A 25,971-nucleotide genomic window follows, 5' to 3' on the forward strand; every position below is an offset into this window, starting at 1 on the left:
GGCGAGGGGGCTTGCCCCCGTTGGGTGGCGAAGCGGAGCCTGGCACTGGTCCAGTCGATTGATGCAGGCAGGTTTTGCGACTGCTTCGCAGTCGAACGGGGCAAGCCCCCTCGCCACAGACCTGCATGATCACCGCTGATCCCGCCATGAAGCCCACTTGTCCGCGACATGATCTCCTTTCATATGCCATCCAAAAGCGGTTGGGTTAGAATGCCCCCCTTTTCTGCCCCGATCCTTGAGGACCGCCATGTTCAGCCGTGATTTGACTATTGCCAAGTACGACGCCGATCTCTTTGCCGCCATGGAGCAAGAAGCTCAGCGCCAGGAAGAGCACATTGAGCTGATCGCTTCGGAAAACTACACCAGCCCTGCGGTGATGGAAGCTCAAGGCTCGGTACTGACCAACAAGTACGCCGAAGGCTACCCGGGCAAGCGTTACTACGGCGGTTGCGAGTTCGTCGATATCGTCGAGCAACTGGCCATTGATCGCGCCAAAGAACTGTTCGGCGCTGATTACGCCAACGTTCAGCCGCACGCCGGTTCGCAAGCCAACAGTGCGGTGTACCTGGCCCTGTTGCAAGGCGGCGACACCCTCCTCGGCATGAGCCTGGCCCATGGTGGTCACCTGACCCACGGCGCCAGTGTTTCCTCTTCCGGCAAGCTGTACAACGCCGTTCAATACGGCATCGACATCAACGGCCTGATCGACTACGACGAAGTCGAGCGCCTGGCGGTCGAGCACAAGCCGAAAATGATCGTGGCCGGTTTCTCTGCCTACTCGCAGATCCTCGACTTCCCGCGCTTCCGCGAAATCGCTGACAAGGTCGGCGCTTACCTGTTCGTCGACATGGCCCACGTGGCCGGCCTGGTCGCCGCTGGCGTCTACCCGAACCCGGTGCCATTCGCTGACGTCGTGACCACCACCACGCACAAGACCCTGCGCGGTCCACGTGGCGGCCTGATCCTGGCGCGTGCCAACGCCGACATCGAGAAAAAACTCAACTCCGCCGTTTTCCCGGGCGCCCAGGGTGGCCCGCTGGAGCACGTGATCGCTGCCAAGGCGATCTGCTTCAAGGAAGCGTTGCAGCCTGAGTTCAAAACCTATCAGCAGCAAGTGGTGAAAAACGCCAAGGCCATGGCCGGCGTGTTCATCGAGCGCGGTTTTGACGTGGTGTCCGGCGGTACTGAAAACCACCTGTTCCTGCTGTCGCTGATCAAGCAGGACATCTCCGGTAAAGACGCTGACGCCGCTCTGGGCAAAGCCTTCATCACCGTGAACAAGAACTCCGTGCCGAACGATCCACGCTCCCCGTTCGTGACATCCGGCCTGCGCTTCGGCACCCCGGCTGTGACCACTCGCGGCTTCAAGGAAGCAGAGTGCAAGGAACTGGCCGGCTGGATCTGCGACATCCTGGCTGACCTGAACAACGAAGCGGTGATCGACGCCGTTCGTGAGAAGGTCAAGGCCATCTGCAAGAAGATGCCGGTGTACGGCGCCTGATTGCGACGCTGAATCGCTGCACTAAAACAACCGGCCAGTGATGGCCGGTTTTTTTTCGCCTGCGATTTGTAGGAGCTGCCGAAGGCTGCGATCTTTTGATCCTGGTTTTGAAAAAGCAAAGATCGCAGCCTCCGGCAGCTCCTACGGGGCTTAGGCCGCTGGTCTGACCGGTCATGCCAATCAAGCAATCTTGACTTGTAACTTGGGAAAAACCGAGCGTAGACTGCGCCTGCACTGGACATACCGGTAAGACCACAATAATTAAGTTCTGAATCCGATGCGCACAGCGCACGGCAGCCAGGACACCGACCAGGATTCCTCCCATGCTCAGATGGTGCTCGCGTTCAATCTTCCTCCAAGTGGTTCTCGGACTGGTGCTCGGCATCGTCTGCGGGCTGACCCTTCCCGAATATTCCGCACAGCTCAAACCCCTCGGTGACGGCTTTATCAAACTGATCAAGATGCTTATCGGTCTGATCGTGTTCTGCGTAGTGGTCAGCGGCATCAGCGGTGCCGGCGACCTGAAGAAAGTCGGACGCATCGGCCTGAAGTCGGTGATCTATTTCGAGGTGCTGACCACCATTGCCCTGATCATTGGCCTATTGTTCGCCTTCAGCACCGGCATTGGCAGCGGTGCCAACATCCATCTGGATCAATTGTCTGCCGCCGACATGGGTGACATCGCCCAGCGCGGCGAGCACATGCACACCACTACGCAATTCCTGATGGACCTGATACCGACATCGGTCATCGGCGCCTTCGCCGAAAACAACATTCTGCAAGTGCTGCTGTTTTCGGTGCTGTTCGGCAGCGCCCTGAATCTGGTGGGCGAAGCGGCTTCCGGTATCTCCCGCCTGATCAATGAACTGAGCCATGTGATCTTTCGCATCATGGGCATGATCGTGCGTCTGGCGCCCATCGGCGTGTTCGGCGCAATTGCCTTCACCACCAGTAAATACGGCCTGGATTCCCTGCAGCATCTGGGCAACCTCGTCGGCCTCTTTTACCTGACCTGCGTGGCGTTCGTGTCGTTGATACTTGGTTTGGTAATGCGCCTTTCCGGCCTGCAGATGTGGCCGTTGCTCAAGTACCTGCGTGAGGAACTGCTGATCGTCATGGGCACCGCTTCGTCGGACGCCGTGCTGCCGCAAATCATGCGCAAGCTTGAGCATCTGGGCATCGGCAGCTCCACAGTCGGACTGGTCATTCCAACCGGCTACTCGTTCAATCTGGACGGTTTTTCGATCTACTTGACGCTTGCCATCGTGTTCATCGCCAATGCCACCGGCACGCCACTGGCCATGACCGATTTGCTGACCATTCTGCTGGTGTCGCTGATCACCTCCAAAGGCGCTCACGGGATTCCCGGCTCGGCGCTGGTGATTCTCGCTGCAACCCTGACGGCGATCCCGGCCATTCCGGTGGTGGGCCTGGTGCTGGTGCTGGCGGTGGATTGGTTCATGGGCATCGGCCGGGCCCTGACTAACCTGATCGGCAACTGCGTAGCGACCGTGGCCATCGCCCGCTGGGAAAAGGACATTGATGTGCAACGCGCGAACAAGGTGCTGAGCGGTCAGGTGGGTTATACCTTCCAGCCGAAAAAACCGGTGACACCGGCGCATCAGCAAGACTTTTAAACATCGTGTGCCTGCCCCGAGGGCAGGCACTTTATTGCGACCTGGAGCGAACAGTGATTACCTCGTCAACCGTCGTCAACTCAGTGGTAAAAAAACTTCGGGCTGCGCTGGCCCGAGGTCAGTGGCGTTCCGGCGAAATGTTGCCCGGCCAGCGTGAACTGGCCGAGCAATTGGGCATCAGTCGGCCAAGTCTGCGTGAAGCGGTGATCGTGCTGGAAACCCTCGGGTTGGTGCGCTCCATGCCGGGCAAGGGTGTGGTGGTGCTCGAAGCCAATCTCAGCGACAGCCAGAGTCACGACAGCGCGGTGGCCGGTGCCAGCCTGGAAGATGTGCTGCAACTGCGTTACACCCTCGAACCGTTCATCGTCGGCCTGGTGGCTCAGTCGATCAGCAGTAAGGAAGTCGGGCAATTGCGCCTGACCTTGATGGACATGCGCGAAGCGCTGGAAGCCAACGACAGTGAAGCCGGGGTCAATGCGTACATCGCATTCCACGAAGAATTGTTCACGCTGACCTCCAATCCGATCTTCCAGAGTGTGGTGCAGCAAACCAGCAACGCCCTCAAACAAAGCGCCGAGGTGTTGCGCAATTCCCCCGAGCATCTGACTGAACGTCTCGAAGAGAACGAAGCCGTGGTGCGCGCCATTCGCAGCAAGAACAGCGCCCAGGCCAGCCTGGAAATGCGTCGGCACATCCTCCGCGAAGGCCGGCGTATGGGCATTGAACTGAACATCCCGGATGACAACGTCGCACGTTGACCCTTCGAACGGAGACCCGCCATGAACAGTTTCGCCTCACCGCACACGCTGACTGCCCTGCCCTTGCGGCCGCCCGTCGAGGCTCTGTACGCGCGGGTTTTCGACGCCATTCTCGAGCAGCGCATCAGTGCGACCTGTCGATTTACCGAGGACAGCCTGGCGCTGATGTTCGAGGTGCGCCGCAGCGATATTCGCAGTGTGCTGACGCAGTTGTCGCATCAGCAGGTCATCATCCTTCGGTCCAATCACCGGCCGCGCGTCGCGGCACTGGATATCGAGCAGATTCGGCAGATGCTGCATGCGCGACGGCTGACGGAAATCACCCTGATGCGGCTGGTGTGCCAACGAGCCCGCACGCAGGATCTGCAACTGCTACATCGGTTGGTGGAAAGCGAACGCGAATGCACCGCTCGGGGCACGGCGATTCGGCTATCCGGGGAGTTTCACCTGTGCTTGGCGGACATGGCGGGAAATGCGCCGCTGGCGCACTTTCTGGGAAGTCTGGTGCCGTTGAGTGCTTTGGCGATCGTGCAGGCTGGCGTGCGGACCCATGATTATTGCGTGTGGCAGATTCATCACGAGATTCTGCAAGCGCTTGCCCATGGAAACACCGAGATCGCTGTGGCCGCGCTGACCCGGCATCTGGATCAGCTGGAAGAGGCATTGCTGCACGCGGGATCGGTCGTCAGCCAGAATCGAGTTGCCGGCTAGATCGCCATCGCGAGCAGGCTCGCTCGCACATTTGACATGCTTCCCTGTGGGAGTGAGCCTGCTCGCGATGGCGGCATCAGGCTCGCCGAAAATATTGGAGCTTACTCGGCCGCCACCCGCGCAAACCCTTCGCGAATCTTCTCTTCCGGCAGATCATCGGCAATGAACACGATCACGCTTTCGCGCGTTTCGTCGTCGGCCCATTCGGTATCCCAGTCGAAACCGTAAAGTTTCAGCACGCCTTGGAACACCATCCGCCGCGGCTCCCCGGCGATGCTCAAAACGCCCTTGTAGCGCAGCAATTGCTTGCCATGTTCTTCCAGCAGTTCATTCATGAACTCGCTGAGCTTGTCGATATCCAGCGGCTTATCGGTGCGCAACACAAGGCTGGAGATGCGGTCGATGGAAGGCGCAGTGCTGACCGGACGCAGGCTCATGCCGCCGCCCAGGTCGGCATTCAGGTTGAACCCGCGCACATCGAGCATTTGCGCCAGATCGATGTTGCCATGATCGACGGTGTGAATGGGTGCGCGCCGGTTGATGCGGGCCAGGCGCTCACTCAACGCGGTAAAGGTTGGCTCATCGACCAGATCACGTTTGCTCACCAGCAAGCGGTCGGCGAAACCGATCTGCGCCTGGGCGATGGTCTGGGTCAGGTGAACGTCGGCGTGGGCCGCGTCGACCAAGGTGATGATGCCGTCGAGGATGTAGCGCTCGCGCAGCTCTTCATCAATGAAAAATGTCTGGGCCACCGGCGCCGGGTCGGCAAGGCCGGTGCACTCGATCACCAACCGGTCGAAGGCGATTTCGCCGCTGTCGAGGCGCTCCAGCAACAGGTACAACGCCTTCGTCAGGTCGGTGTGGATGGTGCAGCAGACGCAGCCATTGGACAGGGTCATTACTTGCACCGGCTCGTCGCCCAAAAGTTGGGTATCAATGCCGGCGTCGCTGAATTCGTTTTCGATCACGGCGATTTTCAGGCCGTGCTCGGCTTTGAGCAGGTGCCGCAGCAGCGTGGTTTTACCAGCGCCGAGGAAACCGCTGAGGATCGTGACCGGGATGGGAGAGGACAAAGCTGGATCTCCTGGCTTAAAAAATTTAAGTATCAACACAAAACAAATGTGGGAGCCAGCCTGCTGGCGATGGCGGACTGTCAATCAACAGTGAGGTTGAATGTTCAGCCGCTATCGCGAGCAGGCTAGCTCCCACAGGGATTGCTGTTAACCCGGAAACCGGATCAACAGCATTTCGGCCCACCCTTGCCACCGTAACGTGCTTCCTGGCGTTCGCGGAAGAACATCTCGTAGCTCATCACCGGTTTGTCCGGGTGGTTGGTTTGCATGTGCTCGACGTAATTGTCGTAGTCGGGCATGCCGACCATCAGGCGTGCGGCCTGACCGAGGTATTTACCGAGGCGACTCAGGTCATTGAACATGCTGCATTCCTCGCTTACGCATCCGGCAGCGCCTGAAATGGCGCTTCTTTATCCGTACGTTCCTTGGTACCCCAGGCGGCGATGCCGACTTTGAGGGCAAAGAACAGGATGCTGAAGACCACGAACAGGAACAGCGCCGTCAGCGTGGCATTGGTGTAGGCGTTGAAGATTACGTGCTGCATCTGATCAATGTTCTTGGCCGGAGCCAGGATCTGACCATTGGCCAGCGCATCACTGTATTTTTTGGCCAGCGACAGGAAGCCGATCGCCGGGTTGGCGTCGAACAGTTTGATGAAGCCTGCAGTCGTGGTGCAGACCAGCAACCACACGGCGGGCAGCATGGTCACCCAAATGTAGCGCTGGCGTTTCATTTTGATCAACACAACGGTGGCGAGCATCAGCGCGATACCGGCCAGCATCTGGTTGGAGATGCCGAACAGCGGCCATAAGGTATTGATGCCACCTAACGGATCGATCACGCCCTGATACAGCAACCAGCCCCACATCGCCACACAACCGGCGGTGGCGATCAGGTTGGCGGTCCAGGATTCGGTGCGTTTCAGTGCAGGCACGAAAGAACCGAGCAGGTCCTGCAGCATGAAACGGCCGGCCCGGGTACCGGCGTCGACGGCCGTCAGAATGAACAGCGCTTCGAACAGAATCGCAAAGTGGTACCAGAACGCCATGGTGTTTTCACCCGGCAGGACACTGTGCAGAATCTGCGCAATACCGACCGCCAGGGTCGGCGCACCACCGGCACGGGCCAGGATGGTGGTTTCACCGATGTCCTTGGCCACCGCTTCCAGCGCTTCCGGGGTGATCGCAAAGCCCCAACTGCTGACCGTCTGCGCCACCGAGACCACATCACTGCCCACCACTGCGGCCGGGCTGTTCATGGCGAAGTACACGCCCGGTTCAATCACCGATGCGGCCACCATCGCCATGATTGCAACGAAAGATTCCATCAGCATGCCGCCGTAGCCGATGTAACGGGCATTGACCTCGTTATCCAGCAGTTTGGGCGTAGTGCCGGAGGAGATCAGCGCATGGAAGCCGGAAACCGCGCCACAGGCGATGGTGATGAACAGGAACGGGAACAGACCGCCCTTCCACACCGGCCCGGTACCGTCGATGAACTGCGTCACTGCCGGCATTTTCAGCTCGGGCATGGTCACCAGAATGCCGATCGCCAGAGCGATGATCGTGCCGATTTTCAGGAAAGTCGACAGGTAGTCGCGCGGTGCCAGAATCAGCCAAACCGGCAACGAGGCCGCCACGAAACCGTAGCCGACCAGCATCCAGGTAATCTGCACGCCCGTGAAGGTGAACGCTTTGGCCCACACCGGATCGGCGGCAATCTGCCCGCCCAGCCAGATCGAACCCAACAGCAGCAGCACGCCAACGATGGAGATCTCACCGATGCGGCCCGGGCGGATGTAGCGCATGTAAATGCCCATGAACATGGCAATCGGGATCGTCGCCATCACGGTGAAGATGCCCCACGGGCTTTCCGCCAGCGCTTTCACCACGATCAGCGCCAGCACCGCGAGGATGATAATCATGATCAGGAAGCAGCCGAACAGCGCGATGGTGCCGGGAATACGGCCCATTTCTTCACGGACCATGTCGCCCAGCGAACGGCCGTTGCGGCGCGTAGAGAGGAACAGGATCATGAAATCCTGTACCGCACCGGCCAGCACCACGCCGGCGATCAGCCAGAGTGTGCCGGGCAAATAGCCCATTTGCGCTGCCAGCACCGGCCCGACCAAAGGCCCGGCGCCTGCGATGGCGGCGAAGTGGTGACCGAACAGAATGTGTTTGTTGGTCGGGACATAGTCCAGGCCGTCATTGTTGAGCACGGCGGGAGTTGCCCGACGTGAATCGAGTTGCATCACGTTGTTGGCGATAAACAGACTGTAGTAACGATACGCCACCAGATAAATGGCCACCGCAGCGACCACAATCCACAAGGCGTTGATCGCCTCGCCCCGACGCAACGCCACTACGCCCAGGGCGCACGCTCCCACGATTGCCAGCAGCAGCCAGGGTAAATGGCGTACCAGGCTATTATTATTTTTCATTTTAGGATTCCAGCCAGAGTGGACAAGAAAGACAGCCATCCCGAGTTTAGCTCGCCTGACGATAAAGGCCATAGTCAGACGTTAGGCGCATGTCCGGGTGGTGCTGGCAGTTGTCGGTGATGCAGGTCTATAGTCAGTGCACACCTTGAGGATTGCGCCATGAGCGAACAACCTGCCGATCGACGCCGCTTCAAACGTATCGCGTTCGATGCCCGAACCGAGTTGATTCAGGGGGAGCAGACCTGGCCTGTGCGACTGATCGATTTGTCGCTGAAGGGTTTGCTCATCAAAAAGCCTGAACCTTGGGAGGGCGATCCGGAGAATAATTTTTTTGTCGACATTCATCTGAGCAAAGACGTCGACATAAAAATGGAGGTGCACCTGACCCATGACGACAACGGGCAACTGGGTTTTGTCTGCCGTCACATCAGTCTGGAGTCCATTGAGCTTCTACGGCGCCTTATAGAGTTCAACCTCGGAGATCCCGAAGAGCTGGAGCGCGAGTTGGGCGCCTTGATAGAAGTGTGACCAACACCGCCGTCTACTGTGGGAGTGAGCCTGCTCGCGATGGCGCCGGCACCTTCAAGCCAAATGTGTCAGTCCAACCGCTTTCGCGAGCAGGCTCGCTCCCACAGGGTTCGATTCAGTTGCAGCGTTTATTCGAACAGCGCATCCAGCGCCTGTTCCAGACGCGTCACCGCAATAATCTGCAAACCCGGCGGCGCTTCCTTCGGCGCATTGCCCTTGGGGACAATGGCCCGCTTGAAGCCGTGCTTGGCGGCTTCTTTCAGACGCTCCTGACCGCTCGGCACCGGGCGCACCTCGCCGGACAACCCGACCTCACCGAACACCAGCAAATCATGTGGCAACGGCCGGTTACGCAAACTGGACATGACCGCCGCCATCAGCGCCAGGTCCGACGCCGTTTCCAATACCTTCACACCACCGACCACGTTGAGAAACACGTCCTGATCGTGAGTCGGAATGCCGCCGTGACGGTGCAGCACCGCCAGCAGCATCGCCAGGCGATTCTGGTCCAGCCCCAGCGTGACCCGGCGCGGATTGGCCAAATGACTGTCATCGACCAGTGCCTGAACTTCCACCAGCATCGGCCGCGTCCCTTCCCACGTCGCCATGACCACACTACCCGGCACTTCTTCCTGCGCCCGTGTCAGAAAAATCGCCGAGGGGTTGGACACTTCTTTCAAACCCTTGTCGGTCATACCGAACACGCCCAATTCGTTGACCGCACCGAACCGGTTCTTCACCGCCCTCAGTAGCCGCAAACGCCCATCGGACTCGCCTTCGAAATACAGCACCGTGTCGACCATGTGCTCCAACACTCGCGGCCCGGCCAATGCGCCTTCTTTAGTCACGTGGCCGACCAGGAAGATGGCCGTGCCGCTCTGCTTGGCGTAACGCACCAGCAGCGCCGCGCTCTCCCGAACCTGGGACACGCCGCCCGGCGCCGATTGCAGTTGTTCGGTAAAGATCGTCTGGATCGAATCGATGACCATGACCTTGGGCTTTTCGACACGGGCCGTGGCGATGATGGTTTCGATGCAGGTTTCGGTCATGACGCGCAGTTGGTCCTGCGGCAGCCCGAGACGTCGGGCGCGCATGGCCACTTGCTGTTGGGATTCTTCGCCGGTGACGTAAAGCGCCGGCATGCTCTTGGCCAGGTTGCACAAGGTTTGCAAGAGTATGGTTGACTTGCCGATGCCCGGATCACCGCCAATCAACACCACCGAGCCGTCCACCAGGCCGCCGCCAAGCACGCGATCAAGCTCGCTGGATGCCGTGGAAAACCGCGGGATTTCTTCGACGCTCACTTCAGCCAGCGTCTTGATTTGCGCCTGTTGACCGGTCCAGCCGGTGCGCCCGCTCGGGGCTGCGGGGGCACCGCTTTCGATCATGGTCTCGGTCAGCGTGTTCCAGGCCCCGCACTCGCCGCACTGGCCCGCCCACTTGGGAAAAGTCGAACCGCACTCGGTGCAGCCGTACATGCGTTTGGCCTTGGCCATCTGAACTCCCGGCAAAAGCGCGATGATAGCTCAGCTGACCGGCATCGGTGCAGCGCACTCGGCAGACGGCCCGGGACGCGTTCGCCGGATTGCCGCCACCGGATAAACTTTTCAGCGCTGCTCCGGTCGACTGCTAGCTAACGATGTGAGCAGTTGTTTCGGGCAAGACCTGTTTTGCTGATTTACACTGCCTTACCAAACTCATCTGTAACAGGGAATAACCTTATGGGCGTGATAAGCGAGTTCAAGGCCTTCGCGGTCAAAGGCAACGTGGTCGACATGGCCGTCGGTATCATCATCGGCGCCGCGTTTGGCAAGATAGTTTCCTCATTTGTCGGTGATGTGGTCATGCCACCTCTCGGCCTGCTGATCGGTGGAGTGGACTTCAGCGATCTGGCGATTACGCTCAAGGCAGCCTCGGGCGATGCGCCTGCGGTGGTATTGGCCTACGGCAAGTTCATTCAGACAACCATTGACTTCATCATCGTCGCGTTCGCGATCTTCATGGGCGTGAAAGGTATCAATCGTCTGAAGCGCGAAGAAGCCGTCGCGCCAACCTTGCCACCGGTGCCAACCAAGGAAGAACTGCTGCTGGGCGAGATTCGCGATCTGTTGAAGGCACAAAATATTCAGCCACCACAGCTGTAATGAATTTCTAGAAAACAGGCGCCTACCCAGGCGCCTTTTTTCTACCAGTAAGTTTCTACGGCGACCTGCCCCGGCCGGCGACTCAGGCTCAGATTCAGGCCTCGCTGTTTGAGCATCTTTCGTGTGTCATCAATCATTTGCGGGTTACCGCACAGCATGACGCGTGAGTGTTCTGGCGTGAGGGGCACGCCGGCAACGCGCTCCAGCTCGCCATTTTCGATCAGCGATGTAATACGGCCATTCAGGGTTTGCGGCCACACTTCGCGGGTGACCGTCGCGATGAATTGCAGCTTGTGCGCGTGCTCGGCCAGGTAGTCACGTTCTGCCAGCCCGGCGACAAGTTCCTGGTAAGCCAATTCTCGTCCCTCGCGCACGCTGTAAACGAGGATGATGCGCTCAAATTTCTCCCAGACTTCGAAGTCCTGCAAAATCGACAGAAACGGCGCTACGCCTGTTCCGGTCGACAATAACCATAGATCGCGGCCATCGGCAAAACGGTCCAGCGTCAGGTAACCGAAGGCCTGACGATCAACCAGCAATGTATCGCCAACCCCGAGCCGATGCAGTTCACTGGTGAACTCCCCCCCGGGGACCACAATGGAAAAAAATTCGAGAAACTCGTCATAGGGTGAGGACACCATGGAATAGGCGCGCCAGACAGTGCTGCCGTCAGGTTTGGTAATTCCCAGTCGGGCAAACTGCCCTGCACGAAAACGAAAACCGGGATCGCGAGTGGTGCGCAGGGTAAACAGGGCAGGCGTCAACGGTTGAACGTCGGTCAATGTCTGGCGAGTGAATTTCTCGACGCTGGCAGTCATGGGGCGCTCCTTTGATTGAAGAAGTACAGTGTCCCGCAAACCCGCCCGACTAAACACCGGTTGTTTGTAATGTCTTTAATAGTTGTACTATTTGCCTGTTGAACTTGTACAAATGATCCAGCCCGTGATTAGCTTTTCAATGATCAACTTAAAGTCTTTCCTAATAAATAAATATTAGCCTCATCATTCAAAGAAATTGATAGATGTATGGGCGAGGGTTATAGAACACATATTTAAATTTCAATTACGAAAATTTACTGAAATTCATCACCGTTGCGTAGGAAGAGTCCTACACTCAGCCACTCCTGGCATTGGATCCAGGAACCTGCAAGCTGACCAAAGGTTATGGAGACGGATGATGGAACAATGGAAAGAATCACAACTGAAACAGTTTTCAAGTACGACCGAAATTGATACCGCTTATCGGAGTGCGGTGTGCTTTGCCAAAAATATTGGCTTCAATTACTTCGGATTTTCAACAACTTATCCCTCCAGAGATCATCAACCAAAGACAGTTAAATTCAATAATTATCCGACCAGTTGGAACCGCGAGTATGACCGAAACAAAATGCGCAACATTGATCCGGTAGTAGCGCATTGCAATCACTCAATGATGCCCATCCTGTGGACCGAAGACATGTTTTCAGACAGCCCGATTTTGTGGGATGCATTGAAAACGCACGGCCTGCAACACGGTTGGTCGCAAGCATTGCATGATGAAGAAAAGGGCTTGTGCAGCATCTTGAGTCTTGCGCGCAGCCATTGCCCGATCACAGCGCTGGAGCTTTATGAGAATCTCGGATTTTCCGTATTCATGGCGCGGCATCTGCACGTACTGGTGGAACAATCGCTGCCCAAACACTGTGTCAAACAGGCTCTGCCGCGTCTTTCGGCGCGTGAGATAGACGTTTTGAACCTCGCGGCGACCGGCAAAACTGCCGAAGAGAGCGCCCGGATTCTTCACCTGAGCCCGCGCACCATTCATTTTCATACCCAGAGTGCGATCGAAAAACTCGGCGCCAAAAACAAGATCTCGGCAATCATTGTGGCGATGAAGGCCGGCCACTTGAGTGAAGCTTCGATCCGCTGACCGGTAAAAACCTGCGGGCAATCCGATGGAAAAAAACGTACCATTTGCGGTCCCTCCTGAGTGATGGCGTGAACTCCACGACGCAGTTCACCTGGACGGTCTCGCCCGCCACAGCGCCTCAGGGCCGCGGGATCCCTGTTGATTATCAGAGCTACCCGCCTCATGCCTTTGCTCGAAACACCTTTCGCCCGGCTCGACCTCATTCGCCAGCCTGAACAGCAGAACGAGCCTTTGCAGGCATTCGACGCGGCAGACGAGTACTTGCTCGGTCACCTGGCCGATCAAAATCCGAACGCAGACATGCGCGTGCTGGTGCTCAACGACAGTTTCGGCGCATTGGCGGTGAGCCTGTCGGGCAAGGTCCGGGTGACCAGCAGTGGCGACTCGATTCTGGCCTTGCAAGGACTGGAAAAAAATCTGCTGCGCAACGGATTGCCATTCGACGCGGTGCCGCACCTACCCGCCAGCGAAGCCATCGTCGGTCCGTTCGATCGGGTACTGATTCGCGTACCGAAAACCCTGGCGTTGCTGGAAGAGCAATTGATTCGGCTCCAGGGCCAACTGGCACCCGGCGCCCAAGTGATTGCTGCGGCGATGGTCAAGCATCTGCCACGGGCTGCAGGCGATTTGCTGGAGCGCTACATTGGCCCGGTGCAAGCCTCACTGGCAGTGAAAAAAGCCCGCCTGTTGATTGCCACCGTTGAGGCGAAGGCACCGGCTGCGTCCCCCTACCCCACTCGTTATAAGCTCGACGCGCCGCCGATTGAACTGATCAACCATGCCAACGTGTTTTGTCGCGAAGGGCTGGACATCGGCACGCGGGCCTTTCTCCCGCACCTGCCAGTCAACCTTGGCACGGCGCGGGTCGCCGACCTCGGTTGCGGCAATGGCGTATTGGCCATCGCCAGCGCGCTGCAAAACCCCGAAGCGCATTACACGCTGGTCGATGAATCATTCATGGCAGTGCAATCCGCTGTCGAGAACTGGCAGGCGGCGTTGGGTGATCGAGAAGTGACCGTGCGTGCCGGCGATGGTCTGGCCGGGCAGGAACCGCAGTCGCTGGACGTCGTACTGTGCAACCCGCCATTTCATCAGCAGCAAGTGGTGGGCGACTTCCTCGCTTGGCGCATGTTCCAGCAAGCCCGCGAAGCGCTGGTAGTGGGCGGCGCCTTGTACATCGTCGGCAATCGCCACTTGGGTTACCACAGCAAGCTGGCGCGGTTGTTCCGTGGCGTCGAACAAGTAGCCGCCACGCCAAAATTCGTGATTCTGAAAGCGCGCAAGTAATCAGGTGCGAAAAAAAACCCTCCATCACAGGAGGGTTTGAGGACTGCGCCACAAGGCACAGAATGGGAACAGTTGAAGTGTTTCAGGGCGTGCTGAGGCCCGCAGCATTCATAAACATACGCATCAGACTGGCGACGATGAACAGCGCTACCACGCTGCCGGTCCAGATCATCGCCAACCATCCAAGCCGCTGCCAGAGCGGCTTTTTTTCGGCCTCCTGGATGTCGTGCAGTGAAGGTTTGTTAGACATCTCGTTCATTCCTCTTCGAAGGTCGTTGGCGCCGTCGAGGACGCCATCGCGAGCAAGCACGGCTGACTAGTGATAACCATCTTCATGGGTAACCTTGCCGCGGAATACGTAGTAGCTCCAGAAGGTGTAACCCAGAATGAACGGGATGATGAACAGTGTACCTACCAGCATGAAACCCTGACTCTGCGGCGGCGCAGCAGCATCCCAGATTGAAATCGACGGCGGTATGATGTTTGGCCACAGGCTGATGCCGAGCCCGCTGTAGCCGAGGAAGATCAGCACCAACGTCAAGAGGAACGGCGTGTAATTGGCATGGCGCGCCACAGCGCGCAGCAGACCATACATCGTCACCAAAACCAGAATTGGCACCGGCAGGAACCAGAACAGATTTGGCAGGGTGAACCAGCGAGCGGCGATATCCGCGTGCGTCAGCGGCGTCCAGATACTGACGATACCGATGACTGCCAGCACCACAAACGCCAAAGGCCTGGCGATATCGTGCATCTGCTTCTGCAATTTGCCTTCGGTTTTCATGATCAACCAGGTGCAACCCAGCAAGGCATAGGCAACCACTAAAGCCACGCCGCAAAACAGTGTGAACGGCGTCAGCCAAGCCAGCGAGCCGCCGACGAATTGCCGGTTGGCCACCTCGAATCCGTCGATGAACGCGCCCAACGCAACACCCTGAAAGAACGTCGCCGCAATCGATCCGCCGATGAATGCCTTGTCCCACAAGTGGCGCTTTTCGTCCTTCGCCTTGAAGCGGAACTCGAACGCTACGCCGCGAAAGATCAAACCCATCAGCATGAAAATCAGCGGTAGGTACAACGCCGAAAGCACGACCGAATATGCCAGCGGAAACGCGCCAAACAACGCGGCGCCGCCCAGCACCAGCCAGGTTTCGTTACCGTCCCAGACCGGCGCCACCGTGTTCATCATCACGTCGCGGTCGGTTTTGCCTTTAACGAACGGGAAAAGAATCCCGATGCCCAGGTCAAAACCGTCCATGACTACGTACATCATGATGCCGAAGATAATAATAACGGCCCAGATCAGCGGAAGATCGATACCCATGATTCAAATCTCCTTGTTCAGGCTGATAGGGTCGTGCACGTCGCCTTCGCCGTTATCTTCATCGGCAGCCGAGAGTGGACGGGCCGGCGTACGCTTCTTGCCTGGGCCGCCGTCGTTGGTTTCCTTGCCCTCATCGGTGACCGGGCCTTTGCGCACCAGGCGCATCATGTAGCTCAGACCGGCGCCGAACAGCGCAAAATAGACCACCACAAACATAATCAGAGTGATGCTCATCTGCATGAAACTGTGCCCGGACGACGCATCCGCCGTGCGCATCAACCCGTAAACCACCCACGGCTGTCGACCAATTTCGGTGGTAAACCAGCCAGCGAGAATTGCGATCAACCCGGACGGCCCCATCCACAGGGCCAGATAAAGGAAGGGCCGCGAGGTGTAAAGCGCGTCACTTTTGCGCAGCCAAAGGCTCCACAAACCGGTGAAGATCATCAGCATGCCCAGGCCGACCATGATCCGGAAGGACCAGAATACGATGGTCGAATTTGGCCGGTCTTCCGGTGGGAAGTCTTTAAGCGCCGGCACTTGTTTGTCCAGCGAGTGGGTCAGGATGAGGCTGCCAAGGTACGGAATTTCCACGGCATACTTGGTCCGCTCTTCTTTCATGTCCGGCCAGCCGAACAGGATCAACGGAGTCGGTTCGTCGCCGTGGTTTTCCCAGTGGCCTTCGATCGCCGCGATTTTCGCTGGTTGATGCTTGAGCGTGTTGAGGCCATGGAAGTCGCCGATCACGGCTTGAATCGGCGCGACGAGCAAGGCCATCCACATCGCCATCGACAGCATGGTGCGGATCGCCGGGTTGTCGCGACCGCGCAGCAAGTGCCAGGCCGCCGAGGAACCGACGAAGAATGCCGTTGCCACGAACGCAGCAGTCGCCATGTGTGCCAGGCGGTACGGGAACGACGGGTTGAAGATCACTGCAAACCAGTCGGTCGGGATGACCTGGCCATTGATGATCTCGAAGCCCTGCGGGGTCTGCATCCAGCTGTTGGACGCGAGAATCCAGAAGGTTGAAATCAGCGTGCCCACAGCGACCATGACGGTGGAGAAGAAGTGCAGGTTGCGCCCCACCTTGTTCCAGCCGAACAGCATGACACCGAGGAAACCGGCTTCGAGGAAGAAAGCGGTCAGCACCTCGTACGTCAACAATGGCCCGGTCACGGCACCGGCAAAGTCCGAGAAGCGGCTCCAGTTGGTGCCGAACTGATACGCCATCACCAACCCGGACACCACACCCATGCCGAAGTTGACGGCAAAGATCTTCGACCAGAAGTGATACAGATCGCGATAGGTGTTGTTGTTGGTTTTCAGCCACAGCCCCTCAAGCACCGCCAGGTAACTCGCCAGACCAATGGTGATGGCCGGGAACAGGATGTGAAACGAGATGGTGAACGCGAACTGGATTCGGGCGAGATCGAGCGCCTCCAAACCGAACATAAGTCTTCCTCTGTCAGGTAATACCGGCTGAAGGCTTGTGGCCTGCACCCACTGCCCCCACGGATATGGAGTGTGGCGAATTCGAATTCGTTCTTTTTTTACCAACATCACAACGTAGGGAGTCTGGCCATTTGGCCGCCGGATCAAATCCTGGTGCGGTTTTGATCTGGATCAAGCAACGATGAAAGAGTAGTCCGAATTTCGACGATGGACGGTGTGGTCTATTGCCGCGTGACAGGTTGCCTCAGCGAGGCGCCCACCCATGTAGCAGCTGCCGAAGGCTGCGTCTCGCGTAGCAGCTGCGTGAACGTTCAGGGGATCAAATGCTTTGCGCTCGCAACTTCTGGTTACAGGTTGGTGATAATGTCGCCCTTTCCTTCATTCAGATTGACCGTCGATGCCCAGCCAAGCGCCGTTGCTGTTACGTCATCACCGCCCATTTATTGCGTTCTGGCTGGCCAGGGTATTCACCGCCAGTGGCTTTCAGATGCTTACGGTCGCCATTGGCTGGAACCTTTATCAACTGACCGGCAACGTGCTCGACCTCGGTCTGGTCGGGCTGGTCGAATTTGCCCCGCGTGTTCTGTTCATGCTGCACACCGGGCATGTGGCGGACCGTTACGACCGGCGCAAGGTCGCGGCCATCTGCCAGTCGCTGCAAGCCTTGATCGCCCTGTCGCTGGCGATCGGCAGCGCGACCGATAACGTCACGCGTGAAATGATCTTCATCCTCGCCTTCCTGCTGGGCGCCGCACGATCCTTCGAGATGCCGACTACGCAGGCCCTTTTACCGAGCATCGTGCCCAAAGCACTGTTTCCTCGTGCGGTGGCTGCTGCTCAATCGGCGCAGCAATCGGCAACCATCGTTGCCCCGGCACTCGGTGGCTTGCTCTATGCCTTTGGCAGCGTCTGGGTTTACGGCCCGACGGTGATCCTTTACGTAATCGCCTGCCTGTTGATGCTCAACCTGCCCGCGCGGCAAACACCGTTAAACAAAGGCAAAGCGACGCTGGATTCGTTGCTCGCAGGCATCCGCTTCATCCGCAGCCGCCCGGACATTCTCGGGGCGATTTCCCTTGACCTGTTTGCCGTGTTGCTCGGCGGCGCGACGGCGCTGCTGCCGGTGTTCGCCAAGGACATTCTGCTGACCGGGCCATGGGGGTTGGGCCTGTTGCGCTCGGCGCCGGCCGTTGGCGCGCTGTTGATGTCGCTGTGGCTGGCGCGTTTTTCGGTGGATCGACAGGTCGGGCGCGTAATGTTTACCGCCGTCGGCGTGTTCGGCGTCGCGACAATCGCCTTCGGCCTGTCAACGTCGTTCTGGTTTTCCCTGGCGGTGCTGGTGGTGTTGGGTGCGGCCGACATGATCAGCATGGTGATCCGCGCCTCGTTTGTGCAACTGGAAACCCCGGACGAAATGCGCGGCCGGGTCAGCGCCGTGAACGGTCTGTTCATCGGCGCTTCCAATCAGTTGGGCGAATTTGAATCGGGCGTGACCGCGCACTGGTTCGGCACGGTCCCGGCAGTGGTGATGGGCGGCATCGGCACGCTGGTGGTCACCGGGGTCTGGATCAAATTGTTCCCGACCCTGGCCAACCGCGACCGCATGCACGAGCCGCTTGAGGAAGTGAAAGCCTAGAGCAGCTTGTCCAGGGTGATCGGGAAGTCCCGCACCCGTTTACCAGTGGCGTGATAGATCGCGTTGGCCACCGCTGCCGCCACCCCGACGATGCCAATTTCGCCAACGCCTTTGGAGCCCAGGGCATTGACGATTTCGTCGTGTTCTTCGACGAACAGCACATCGATGTCGCCAATGTCCGCGTTCACCGGGATGTGGTACTCGGCCAGGCTGTGGTTCATGTGGCGGCCCAGCGTGTGGTCGGTTTGCGTCTCTTCGTGCAGCGCCATACCAACACCCCAGACGACACCGCCGAGGATCTGGCTGCGCGCCATCTTCGGATTGACTACCCGACCGGCCGCGATCGCGCTGACCACCCGGTTGACCTTCACCGTGCCCAGGTGCTCATCCACCAGCACCTCGACAAACACCGCCGAATGGGTGGCCGTGGCGTAGGCTTCGCGCTTCTTGTCCGGTTCGGCATCGACCTGCGCCTCCAGCTTTTCTTCCCCGCTGTTGCGGGCAAGCTCGGCCAGGGCGATGCGCGCGTCTGCGAAAGTCAGCATGCCGTCTTCGAACACTGCTTGCTCCGAGGTTACAGCGCTGAAGGCCGGCGAAGTTTGCCGCGCCACCGCCAGTAACTTTTCCTTCAACGCTTCGCAAGCCTGCTGCACGGCCGTACCGACCGAGGACACGGTGAACGAGCCACCCTGCAATGGCGCCGTCGGCAACGAAGAATCGCCGAGGACAAACGTGACGTTCTCCACGGCAACACCTGACGCTTGCGCGGCGATTTGCGTCATCACCGTGTAAGTCCCGGTGCCGATGTCCGTCGTCGCGCTGCTGACGGTCAGTTTGCCATTCTGATCAAGACTGGCCTTGGCACTGGCCTTTTGTTGCATGGCCTCCCAAACGCCGCCGGCCATGCCCCAGCCAACCAGTTGATGGCCCTGACGCATACTGCGCGGTTCAGGGTCACGCTGATCCCAGCCGAAGCGCTTGGCGCCTTGCGCATAGCACTCACGCAGCTCTTTGCTGGAATAGGGTTTGTCTTCGTTCTGATTGCGCTCGGCATAATTGACCAAGCGCAATTGCACCGGGTCGATCGCCAAGGCGCAGGCCAGTTCGTCCATAGCGCATTCCAGACCGATCAACCCCAGCGCCGCGCCCGGGGCGCGCATGTCCAAGGGGGTGAAGACATCCAGGGGCACCAGTTTGTAAGTCAATTGCACGTTGTCGCAGTGGTAGAGCATGCCGCTCCACTCCACCACGTGCTCGGTAAAATCTTCAAAACGCGACGTCTGGCCGATGGCCGTGTGGCCGACCGCGAGCAAGCGGCCATTGGCGGCTGCGCCCAATTGCAGGCGCTGCAGCGTGCGAGGGCGATAGCCAAACGTAAACATCTGCTGGCGCGTCAGCGTCACACGCACCGAACGTTTCAGGTGCAACGCCGCCATCACCGCCAGCGGCAGTTGATATTGCGGACGCAAACCTGAGCCAAACGCGCCACCGACATAGGCGGCGAAAATTCTGACCTGTTGTTTCTCCAGACCGAAGACTTTCTGCACGTAAGACTGACAGTTCTGCGGGCCTTGGGTCTTGTCGTGAATATGCAAACTGTCGTCCGCTTGAAACAACACCGTACTGGCATGCGGTTCCATCGGATTGTGGTGCTCGATCGGCGTGCTGTAATTGAGGTCGAGACTCAACGCCGCCCCGGCAAACTCGGCCTGAAAATTCCCACGAGGTTCGGGCAATTCTGCAGGGGCCGGATGCGCTTCGTCCTGCAGCGTCAACAGATCAGTCTGATGGGGCTGGATTTCGTACTCGATCTTCACCAACGAGCCGGCGTAGCGCGCCAGTTCGAGATTGTCAGCCACCACCAGCGCCAGCGGTTGACCGCTGTACAGCACGCGGTCGTTGTACAACGGACGGAATGGCGAACCTTCCGCCGAATCGGCGTCGTCGTAGCTTTCATCGTAACTGGCGATTTTCGGCCGATTGGTGTGATCAATCACGGCGATCACGCCTGGCAGAGCCAGGGCCCGCGATGCATCAATGCTCACAACACGCCCATTGGCGATGGAACTCGACACCACGCTGCCGTGAAGCAGGCCTTCTTCGGGATACTCACCGGCATAGCGAGCCTGACCGGTTACTTTCAAGCGGCCGTCGACCCTGTCAAGCGGCTGGCCCATTGGTTTCGTGAGGGTATTCATCAGGCGTGGCCTCCCAGCGCGGCTTCGCTCAGGGCGCGGACAATGGCCCGGCGCGCCAGTTTCACTTTGAAAGCGTTGTGTTCCAGCGGTTCGGCGTTTTGCAGCAACGCGTCGGCAGCGGCGGCGAAGGTTTCTTCACTGACCGATTTACCCACCAGCCACTTTTCCACGTCCAGGTCGCGCCACGGCTTGTGCGCCACGCCGCCCAGTGCCAATCGCGCCTCACCAATGACCGATCCGCTGATCTCCAGCGCGGCGGCCACCGAGACCAGCGCGAACGCGTAAGACGCCCGGTCACGAATCTTCAGGTAATGACTGTTTGCAGCGAAGCCAGCAGCGGGCAGTTCGACAGCGGTGATCAACTCATCATCAGCCAACTGGTTATCGCGCTCGGGCGAATCACCGGGCAAACGATGGAAGTCGGCGAACTCGATGGTCCGCGCGCCGGCCGGTCCCTGAACATGAACCACTGCACCCAGCGCGGCCAGCGCCACACACATGTCGGACGGATGCGTGGCAACGCATTGCGCACTCGCACCGAGGATGGCGTGAATCCGGTTCAGCCCGTCTCGCGCCGGGCAACCGCTGCCCGGTTCGCGCTTGTTGCAGGGCACGTTGGCGTCGTAGAAGTAATAGCAGCGCGTGCGTTGCAGCAAATTGCCGCCGGTGCTGGCCATGTTGCGCAATTGCGGCGAGGCACCGGCGAGGATCGCTTGAGAGAGCAACGGGTAGCGCTGTTCGATCAACGGGTGCCAGGCCAGATCGGCATTGCTCACCAAGGCGCCGATCATCACCCCACCGCTGTCCGTCTCCGTCACGTCACGCAACGGCAGACTGGTGATGTCGATCAGGTGTTCCGGGCGAGCGATGTTTTCCTTCATCAAATCCAGCAGGTTGGTCCCGCCGGCGATGAAACGGGACGTGGGCCCGGCAAGATCAACGGCGCTCTGCACCGAATCCGGTTTGCTGTACTGGAAGGGATTCATTGCTCACCTCCTTGCCCGGCGCGTTGACGGCAGGCGGGAAGCGCCTCTTCGATGGCATCGCGAATATTGCTGTAGGCACCACAGCGGCACAGGTTGCCGCTCATCAGTTCCTTGATCTGCTCGGTTGTCTGCGCCCGCCCCTCATTGGCCAGTCCGACCGCAGAACAAATTTGCCCCGGCGTGCAATAACCGCACTGGAAGGCGTCGTGCTTGATGAAGGCCTGTTGCATCGGATGCAGTTGATCACCTTCAGCCAAGCCTTCAACCGTGGTCAATTCAGCTCCGTCACACATCACCGCCAGCGTCAGGCAGGCGTTCACCCGCTTGCCGTTGAGCAACACCGTGCAGGCACCGCACTGGCCGTGATCGCAGCCTTTCTTGGTGCCGATCAGGTCCAGTTGCTCACGCAGCAAGTCGAGCAATGTGGTCCAGGGCAGGACCTCAAGCTGACGCTCCTGGCCATTCAAAGTCAGTTTCAGCGGGTGGCGGACGAACGCCGGTTGCGCCACGTCGGGAGTGGTCACGCTCATAAACACCTCACGGTTGGTCGTATGTTCGCGGCGTTTTGGCAAACCGCCGTCATAAGGGGTACGACTTCGGGGGTTTGCGAGCGTTCAAGGGGATTGATAGGCGATATAAAACCTTAATGAAGCGCCAAACGTGCCATTCGCGGCCAAGCCGTTAGACCGGTAACTCCGCCGCCACCGTCGTCCGCGTGGCCTTGCCACACAGTTGCTCAACCAGCGTCAGGGCGAATTCCAGGGCTGCGCCGGAGCCTTGCGCGGTGATGCAGTTGCCATCGACCACCACCGGTTGGTCGACGAAATTGCAGCCTGAGAGTTGATGACTGGTGCTCGGCAGACAGGTCATGCGGCGCTGACGCAACACGCCAGAGGCTTGCAGCGCCAGCGCGGGTGCTTCGGCAATGCCGGCGAACAGGCGCCCGGCCGCCGCTTGATCCTTGATCAGTTGCTGCAAAGGTTGATGGGCCGCCAGATGCTGCGCGCCAACGGCACCGCCGGGCAGGACAATCAGGTCGAACGGTTGCGCGAGCAGATCCACCAGCATCGCGTCGGCAGTCAAGCGGGTGCCGCGGGCACAGGTCAGCATGCGCCGCCGCTCGATACTGGCGACCACCACTTCCACTTGTGCGCGGCGCAGCACGTCTATCAAGGTCACGGTTTGCAGGTCGTCGATGCCCTCGGCGAGGGTTATTAAAGCTCTAAAGGTCATGTGCGAAGGTCCACGGAATGATCTTTAGAGCGTAGTCAGCTTTCCAGACCCTTGTTCGGGTCCAGCCGTTACTTGATGTAAAGCTGCGTCGACATCGTATTGCCGGGGGCGTTGATCGACGTATTTCTGAACGTGAAAGTGCCCTCCTGCTTGCCCGCCAGATCGAGAACGTACAGATAACCGACAGTTTTCTTGCCGGCCGTGCATTCCGTCAGGTTGCCGTTATCAAATGCGCAGACCGGCGTTCGCGTGCCGTTGACTTCAAAACCGTCCAGGGCGACATGCGCCTTACGGCCATAGCCGACCTCCAGCACGTAGACCTTGATGTTCGGCCCACCGTGATCGCAGCGCGTGCGTTCCTGTCCGGGCGTGATGTCTTCAAAACCGCAGGCCGGCGATTCGACCTTGAGCACCTTGAGCTGGCTCAACGCGCCCGCCGAGGCCGCTGACGCACTTGGCGCGCTCACCAACAGGGCGAGCAACAGACCGAATCCGCCAAACAGACGCTTTTTCATGCACGACCCACTGTTCCGAAAACCAGCACGCAGTATGGCGCGTTTGGCTTTAACGCAAAACATCGACGACGAACGCAGCCATCAGCAGCCACAACCCCACGCTGCTGGTATGATGCGCGGCTTTTTCCGACCCACAGAAAATAACAGGCGCGATCAGTGCCCTGTGCTTTGCTGTTGAAGTCCATACATTCACGGCGCCGGGCGCGCCACGGGGAGCAGACATGCTGGAAAGGCTGTTTCAACTCAAGGCACACAACACCAACGTGCGCACCGAGATTCTTGCGGGCGTCACGACCTTCCTGGCCATGGCCTACATTTTATTCGTCAACCCGAGCATCCTCGGCGAGACCGGCATGGACAAAGGTGCGTTGTTCGTTGCGACGTGCCTGGCAGCCGCCATCGGCTCCGCAGTGATGGGCCTGATCGCCAACTACCCGATCGCCCTCGCGCCAGGCATGGGCCTGAACGCCTTCTTCACCTACACCGTCGTGCTGCACATGGGCCATACCTGGCAAGTAGCGCTGGGCGCGGTGTTCATCTCGGCGGTGCTGTTCTTTTTGTTGTCGATCTTTCGCATCCGCGAATGGATCATCAACAGCATCCCGTTGCCGCTGCGCTCGGCGATTGCCGCCGGTATTGGTCTGTTCCTGGCGTTGATCGCCCTGCACAACGCCGGCATCGTGGTCAGCAACCCCGCCACCATGGTCGGCCTCGGTGACCTGAAACAACCTGCGCCAATCCTTGCGACGCTTGGTTTTGCCTTGATCGTTGCGCTGGAAGCCTTGAAGATCCGCGGCGCCGTGCTGATCGGCATTCTGGCCGTGACTACAGTGTCGATCGTGATGGGCTTCACCCCGTTCGGCGGCGTGACGTCGATGCCGCCATCGCTGGCGCCGACCTTCCTGCAACTGGACATCAAAGGTGCGCTGGACATTGGCCTGCTCAGCGTGATTTTTGCCTTCCTGTTCGTCGACCTGTTTGACAACTCCGGCACCTTGATCGGCGTTGCAAAACGCGCCGGGCTGATGGGCAAGGACGGCCACATGCCGAAAATGGGCCGCGCCCTGATTGCCGACAGCACCGCGGCCATGGCCGGCTCGCTGCTGGGCACATCGACCACCACCAGCTACATCGAATCCGCAGCCGGCGTCAGCGCCGGTGGCCGCACGGGGTTGACCGCCATCGTCGTAGCGGTTCTGTTCCTGCTGGCGTTGTTCTTCTCGCCATTGGCGGCCAGCGTTCCAGCCTTTGCCACAGCGCCGGCGTTGCTGTTCGTCGCCGTGTTGATGACTTCCGGCCTGGCCGAAATAGACTGGGACGACATCACCGTAGCTGCACCGGTGGTGGTCACTGCGCTGGCCATGCCGTTCACTTATTCCATCGCCAATGGCATCGCCTTCGGTTTCATCGCCTGGACCGCCATCAAGCTGCTGTCCGGCCGCGCTCGTGAGCTCAATCCGGCGCTGGTGATTCTGTCAATTCTGTTCGTGATCAAGCTGGGTTGGTTCAACGCATGACATTTGATTCTCAGGCTTACGCCGTTCAGCTCGAAGAAAAGGTCACGCGCCTGCGTGATCTGCTGGCTCCGTTCGATGCACCCGAACCGGTGGTCTTTGACTCGCCGCTGCAAAACTTCCGTCTGCGTGCCGAATTCCGCCTGTGGCGCGAGGCCGGCGAACGCCACTACGCGATGTTTTCCCAGGAAGACAAACGTACGCCGATCCTCATCGAAGAATTCCCGATCGCCAGCCTGCGTATCAACCAGTTGATGCCACAGTTGAAAGCGGCCTGGCAGGCCAGCGCGGCGCTCAGCCACAAGCTGTTTCAGGTGGAGTTTCTGACCACGCTGGCCGGCGATGCGATGATCACGCTGTGCTATCACCGCCCGCTCGACGAGCATTGGCACGTGGCGGCGTCGAAGCTCGCGGCGGACCTGAACGTGAGCATCATTGGTCGCTCCAAGGGCAAGCGCGAAGTCATTGGTCACGACTATGTAGTCGAGCGGCTCGAAGTCGGCGGTCGCACCTTCAGCTATCGCCAACCGGAAGGCGCGTTCACCCAGCCCAACGGCACGGTGAATCAGAAGATGCTCAATTGGGCCTACGAATCATTGGGCGATCGCACTGATGATTTGCTGGAGTTGTATTGCGGCAACGGCAACTTCACCCTGCCCCTCGCCACTCGTGTGCGCAAAGTGCTGGCGACTGAAATCAGCAAGACTTCAGTCAATGCGGCGCTGAGCAATCTCAGCGAAAACGCTGTGAATAACGTGACGCTGGTGCGCTTGTCGGCCGAAGAGCTGACCGAAGCACTGAACGAAGTGCGCCCCTTCCGCCGCCTGCACGGCATCGACCTCAAGAGCTATGAGTTTGGCAGCGTCTTCGTCGACCCGCCGCGCGCCGGCATGGACCCGGACACCTGCGAACTGACGCGACGTTTCGATAACATTCTGTACATTTCCTGCAACCCGGAAACCCTGGCCGCCAATATTGCCCAACTGCACGACACCCACCGGATCACCCGCTGCGCGATGTTCGACCAGTTCCCATGGACCCATCACATGGAATCCGGGGTGTTGTTGACTCGGCGTTGATTGCCACTGAGTGAAACAGAACAGCCGTCACTGCGACGGCTTTT

Annotated in this window: 24 protein-coding genes; 11 read left to right on the forward strand and 13 right to left on the reverse strand. The window is 59.0% G+C overall.

What is annotated here, in order from left to right:
- The first annotated feature begins 247 nt into the window (after nt 1-247).
- The 4 genes from glyA to DU29_RS0105115 all read left to right on the forward strand — a co-directional run bounded on the left by glyA (nt 248) and on the right by DU29_RS0105115 (nt 4,607).
- Nucleotides 248-1,501 carry a serine hydroxymethyltransferase gene (gene glyA / locus DU29_RS0105100; protein WP_028620745.1) on the forward strand — a complete coding sequence of 418 codons (1,254 nt, stop codon included), beginning with the start codon at nt 248-250 and terminating at the stop codon, nt 1,499-1,501.
- Nucleotides 1,502-1,824: 323 nt separating this feature from the next.
- Nucleotides 1,825-3,138 (forward strand): C4-dicarboxylate transporter DctA, encoded by a 1,314-nt coding sequence (locus tag DU29_RS0105105; RefSeq protein ID WP_028620746.1) that lies wholly within the window; start codon nt 1,825-1,827, stop codon nt 3,136-3,138.
- 53 nt (nt 3,139-3,191) lie between these two features.
- Nucleotides 3,192-3,896 carry a FadR/GntR family transcriptional regulator gene (locus tag DU29_RS0105110; protein ID WP_028620747.1) on the forward strand — a complete coding sequence of 235 codons (705 nt, stop codon included), beginning with the start codon at nt 3,192-3,194 and terminating at the stop codon, nt 3,894-3,896.
- Nucleotides 3,897-3,917: 21 nt separating this feature from the next.
- On the forward strand, nt 3,918-4,607 hold the full coding sequence (locus DU29_RS0105115; protein WP_028620748.1) for a GntR family transcriptional regulator: 690 nt from the start codon (nt 3,918-3,920) through the stop codon (nt 4,605-4,607).
- A 101-nt stretch (nt 4,608-4,708) separates the two neighbouring features.
- Here the strand turns inward: DU29_RS0105115 and yjiA are convergent, their stop codons facing one another.
- From yjiA to DU29_RS0105130, 3 genes are all read right to left on the reverse strand, one after another.
- Nucleotides 4,709-5,680: a GTPase gene (gene yjiA, locus DU29_RS0105120; RefSeq protein ID WP_028620749.1), complete on the reverse strand. Its 972-nt coding sequence runs from the start codon at nt 5,678-5,680 to the stop codon at nt 4,709-4,711.
- A 164-nt stretch (nt 5,681-5,844) separates the two neighbouring features.
- Nucleotides 5,845-6,042, reverse strand: a complete 198-nt coding sequence (locus DU29_RS0105125; protein ID WP_028620750.1) for a YbdD/YjiX family protein — start codon at nt 6,040-6,042, stop codon at nt 5,845-5,847.
- A 14-nt stretch (nt 6,043-6,056) separates the two neighbouring features.
- The gene (locus DU29_RS0105130; RefSeq protein ID WP_028620751.1) at nt 6,057-8,123 is read right to left on the reverse strand and encodes a carbon starvation CstA family protein; all 2,067 of its coding nucleotides are present in this window, start codon (nt 8,121-8,123) and stop codon (nt 6,057-6,059) included.
- Between the two features lie 159 nt (nt 8,124-8,282).
- Between DU29_RS0105130 and DU29_RS0105135 the strand changes: the two genes are divergently transcribed.
- The gene (locus DU29_RS0105135) at nt 8,283-8,651 is read left to right on the forward strand and encodes a PilZ domain-containing protein (protein WP_028620752.1); all 369 of its coding nucleotides are present in this window, start codon (nt 8,283-8,285) and stop codon (nt 8,649-8,651) included.
- A 128-nt stretch (nt 8,652-8,779) separates the two neighbouring features.
- Here the strand turns inward: DU29_RS0105135 and radA are convergent, their stop codons facing one another.
- Nucleotides 8,780-10,147: a DNA repair protein RadA gene (radA, locus tag DU29_RS0105140; protein WP_028620753.1), complete on the reverse strand. Its 1,368-nt coding sequence runs from the start codon at nt 10,145-10,147 to the stop codon at nt 8,780-8,782.
- Between the two features lie 225 nt (nt 10,148-10,372).
- Between radA and mscL the strand changes: the two genes are divergently transcribed.
- A complete protein-coding gene (mscL, locus tag DU29_RS0105145) occupies nt 10,373-10,795 on the forward strand; it encodes a large-conductance mechanosensitive channel protein MscL (RefSeq protein ID WP_028620754.1) in 423 nt (140 codons plus the stop codon).
- A 41-nt stretch (nt 10,796-10,836) separates the two neighbouring features.
- Here the strand turns inward: mscL and DU29_RS0105150 are convergent, their stop codons facing one another.
- Nucleotides 10,837-11,613 carry a ferredoxin--NADP reductase gene (locus DU29_RS0105150; RefSeq protein WP_028620755.1) on the reverse strand — a complete coding sequence of 259 codons (777 nt, stop codon included), beginning with the start codon at nt 11,611-11,613 and terminating at the stop codon, nt 10,837-10,839.
- Between the two features lie 358 nt (nt 11,614-11,971).
- Here DU29_RS0105150 and DU29_RS0105155 point away from each other — a divergent pair, with 358 nt between their 5' ends.
- Nucleotides 11,972-12,703, forward strand: coding sequence for a helix-turn-helix transcriptional regulator (locus tag DU29_RS0105155; protein ID WP_028620756.1), 732 nt, complete (start codon nt 11,972-11,974; stop codon nt 12,701-12,703).
- 162 nt (nt 12,704-12,865) lie between these two features.
- On the forward strand, nt 12,866-13,990 hold the full coding sequence (locus DU29_RS0105160; RefSeq protein WP_028620757.1) for a methyltransferase: 1,125 nt from the start codon (nt 12,866-12,868) through the stop codon (nt 13,988-13,990).
- 82 nt (nt 13,991-14,072) lie between these two features.
- On the opposite strand, the gene DU29_RS1000000131170 is transcribed toward DU29_RS0105160, so the two are convergent.
- The 3 genes from DU29_RS1000000131170 to DU29_RS0105175 form a co-directional block, all read right to left on the reverse strand.
- Complete coding sequence (locus DU29_RS1000000131170; protein ID WP_081832435.1) at nt 14,073-14,240, reverse strand: DUF2474 domain-containing protein; 168 nt, start codon at nt 14,238-14,240, stop codon at nt 14,073-14,075.
- A gap of 66 nt (nt 14,241-14,306) precedes the next feature.
- Entirely contained in the window at nt 14,307-15,314 is a 1,008-nt protein-coding gene (gene cydB / locus DU29_RS0105170) for a cytochrome d ubiquinol oxidase subunit II (protein WP_028620758.1), read from the reverse strand.
- A 3-nt stretch (nt 15,315-15,317) separates the two neighbouring features.
- A complete protein-coding gene (locus tag DU29_RS0105175; RefSeq protein ID WP_028620759.1) occupies nt 15,318-16,766 on the reverse strand; it encodes a cytochrome ubiquinol oxidase subunit I in 1,449 nt (482 codons plus the stop codon).
- Between the two features lie 397 nt (nt 16,767-17,163).
- On the opposite strand from DU29_RS0105175, the gene DU29_RS0105180 reads away from it, so the two are divergent.
- Nucleotides 17,164-18,402, forward strand: coding sequence for an MFS transporter (locus DU29_RS0105180; RefSeq protein WP_028620760.1), 1,239 nt, complete (start codon nt 17,164-17,166; stop codon nt 18,400-18,402).
- Here DU29_RS0105180 and DU29_RS0105185 read toward each other — a convergent pair.
- The 5 genes from DU29_RS0105185 to DU29_RS0105205 form a co-directional block, all read right to left on the reverse strand.
- A complete protein-coding gene (locus DU29_RS0105185; RefSeq protein ID WP_028620761.1) occupies nt 18,399-20,600 on the reverse strand; it encodes a xanthine dehydrogenase family protein molybdopterin-binding subunit in 2,202 nt (733 codons plus the stop codon). The two genes, DU29_RS0105180 and DU29_RS0105185, sit on opposite strands and share 4 nt — an antisense overlap.
- Nucleotides 20,600-21,586: an FAD binding domain-containing protein gene (locus DU29_RS0105190; protein WP_028620762.1), complete on the reverse strand. Its 987-nt coding sequence runs from the start codon at nt 21,584-21,586 to the stop codon at nt 20,600-20,602. Before DU29_RS0105190 ends, DU29_RS0105185 begins: the two co-directional genes overlap by 1 nt.
- The gene (locus DU29_RS0105195) at nt 21,583-22,116 is read right to left on the reverse strand and encodes a (2Fe-2S)-binding protein (protein WP_028620763.1); all 534 of its coding nucleotides are present in this window, start codon (nt 22,114-22,116) and stop codon (nt 21,583-21,585) included. The genes DU29_RS0105190 and DU29_RS0105195 overlap by 4 nt, the downstream gene beginning before the upstream one ends.
- Nucleotides 22,117-22,267: 151 nt before the next feature.
- A complete protein-coding gene (locus DU29_RS0105200) occupies nt 22,268-22,819 on the reverse strand; it encodes a DJ-1 family glyoxalase III (protein ID WP_028620764.1) in 552 nt (183 codons plus the stop codon).
- 68 nt (nt 22,820-22,887) lie between these two features.
- Entirely contained in the window at nt 22,888-23,334 is a 447-nt protein-coding gene (locus DU29_RS0105205) for a DUF4879 domain-containing protein (RefSeq protein ID WP_028620765.1), read from the reverse strand.
- A gap of 221 nt (nt 23,335-23,555) precedes the next feature.
- Here DU29_RS0105205 and DU29_RS0105210 point away from each other — a divergent pair, with 221 nt between their 5' ends.
- Nucleotides 23,556-24,851 (forward strand): NCS2 family permease, encoded by a 1,296-nt coding sequence (locus tag DU29_RS0105210; RefSeq protein ID WP_028620766.1) that lies wholly within the window; start codon nt 23,556-23,558, stop codon nt 24,849-24,851.
- Nucleotides 24,848-25,927 (forward strand): tRNA (uridine(54)-C5)-methyltransferase TrmA, encoded by a 1,080-nt coding sequence (gene trmA, locus DU29_RS0105215; protein WP_028620767.1) that lies wholly within the window; start codon nt 24,848-24,850, stop codon nt 25,925-25,927. The genes DU29_RS0105210 and trmA overlap by 4 nt, the downstream gene beginning before the upstream one ends.
- The last annotated feature ends 44 nt before the right edge of the window (nt 25,928-25,971 follow it).

Source organism: Pseudomonas sp. Ant30-3, assembly GCF_000690905.1.
In the GTDB taxonomy this organism is placed as follows: domain Bacteria; phylum Pseudomonadota; class Gammaproteobacteria; order Pseudomonadales; family Pseudomonadaceae; genus Aquipseudomonas.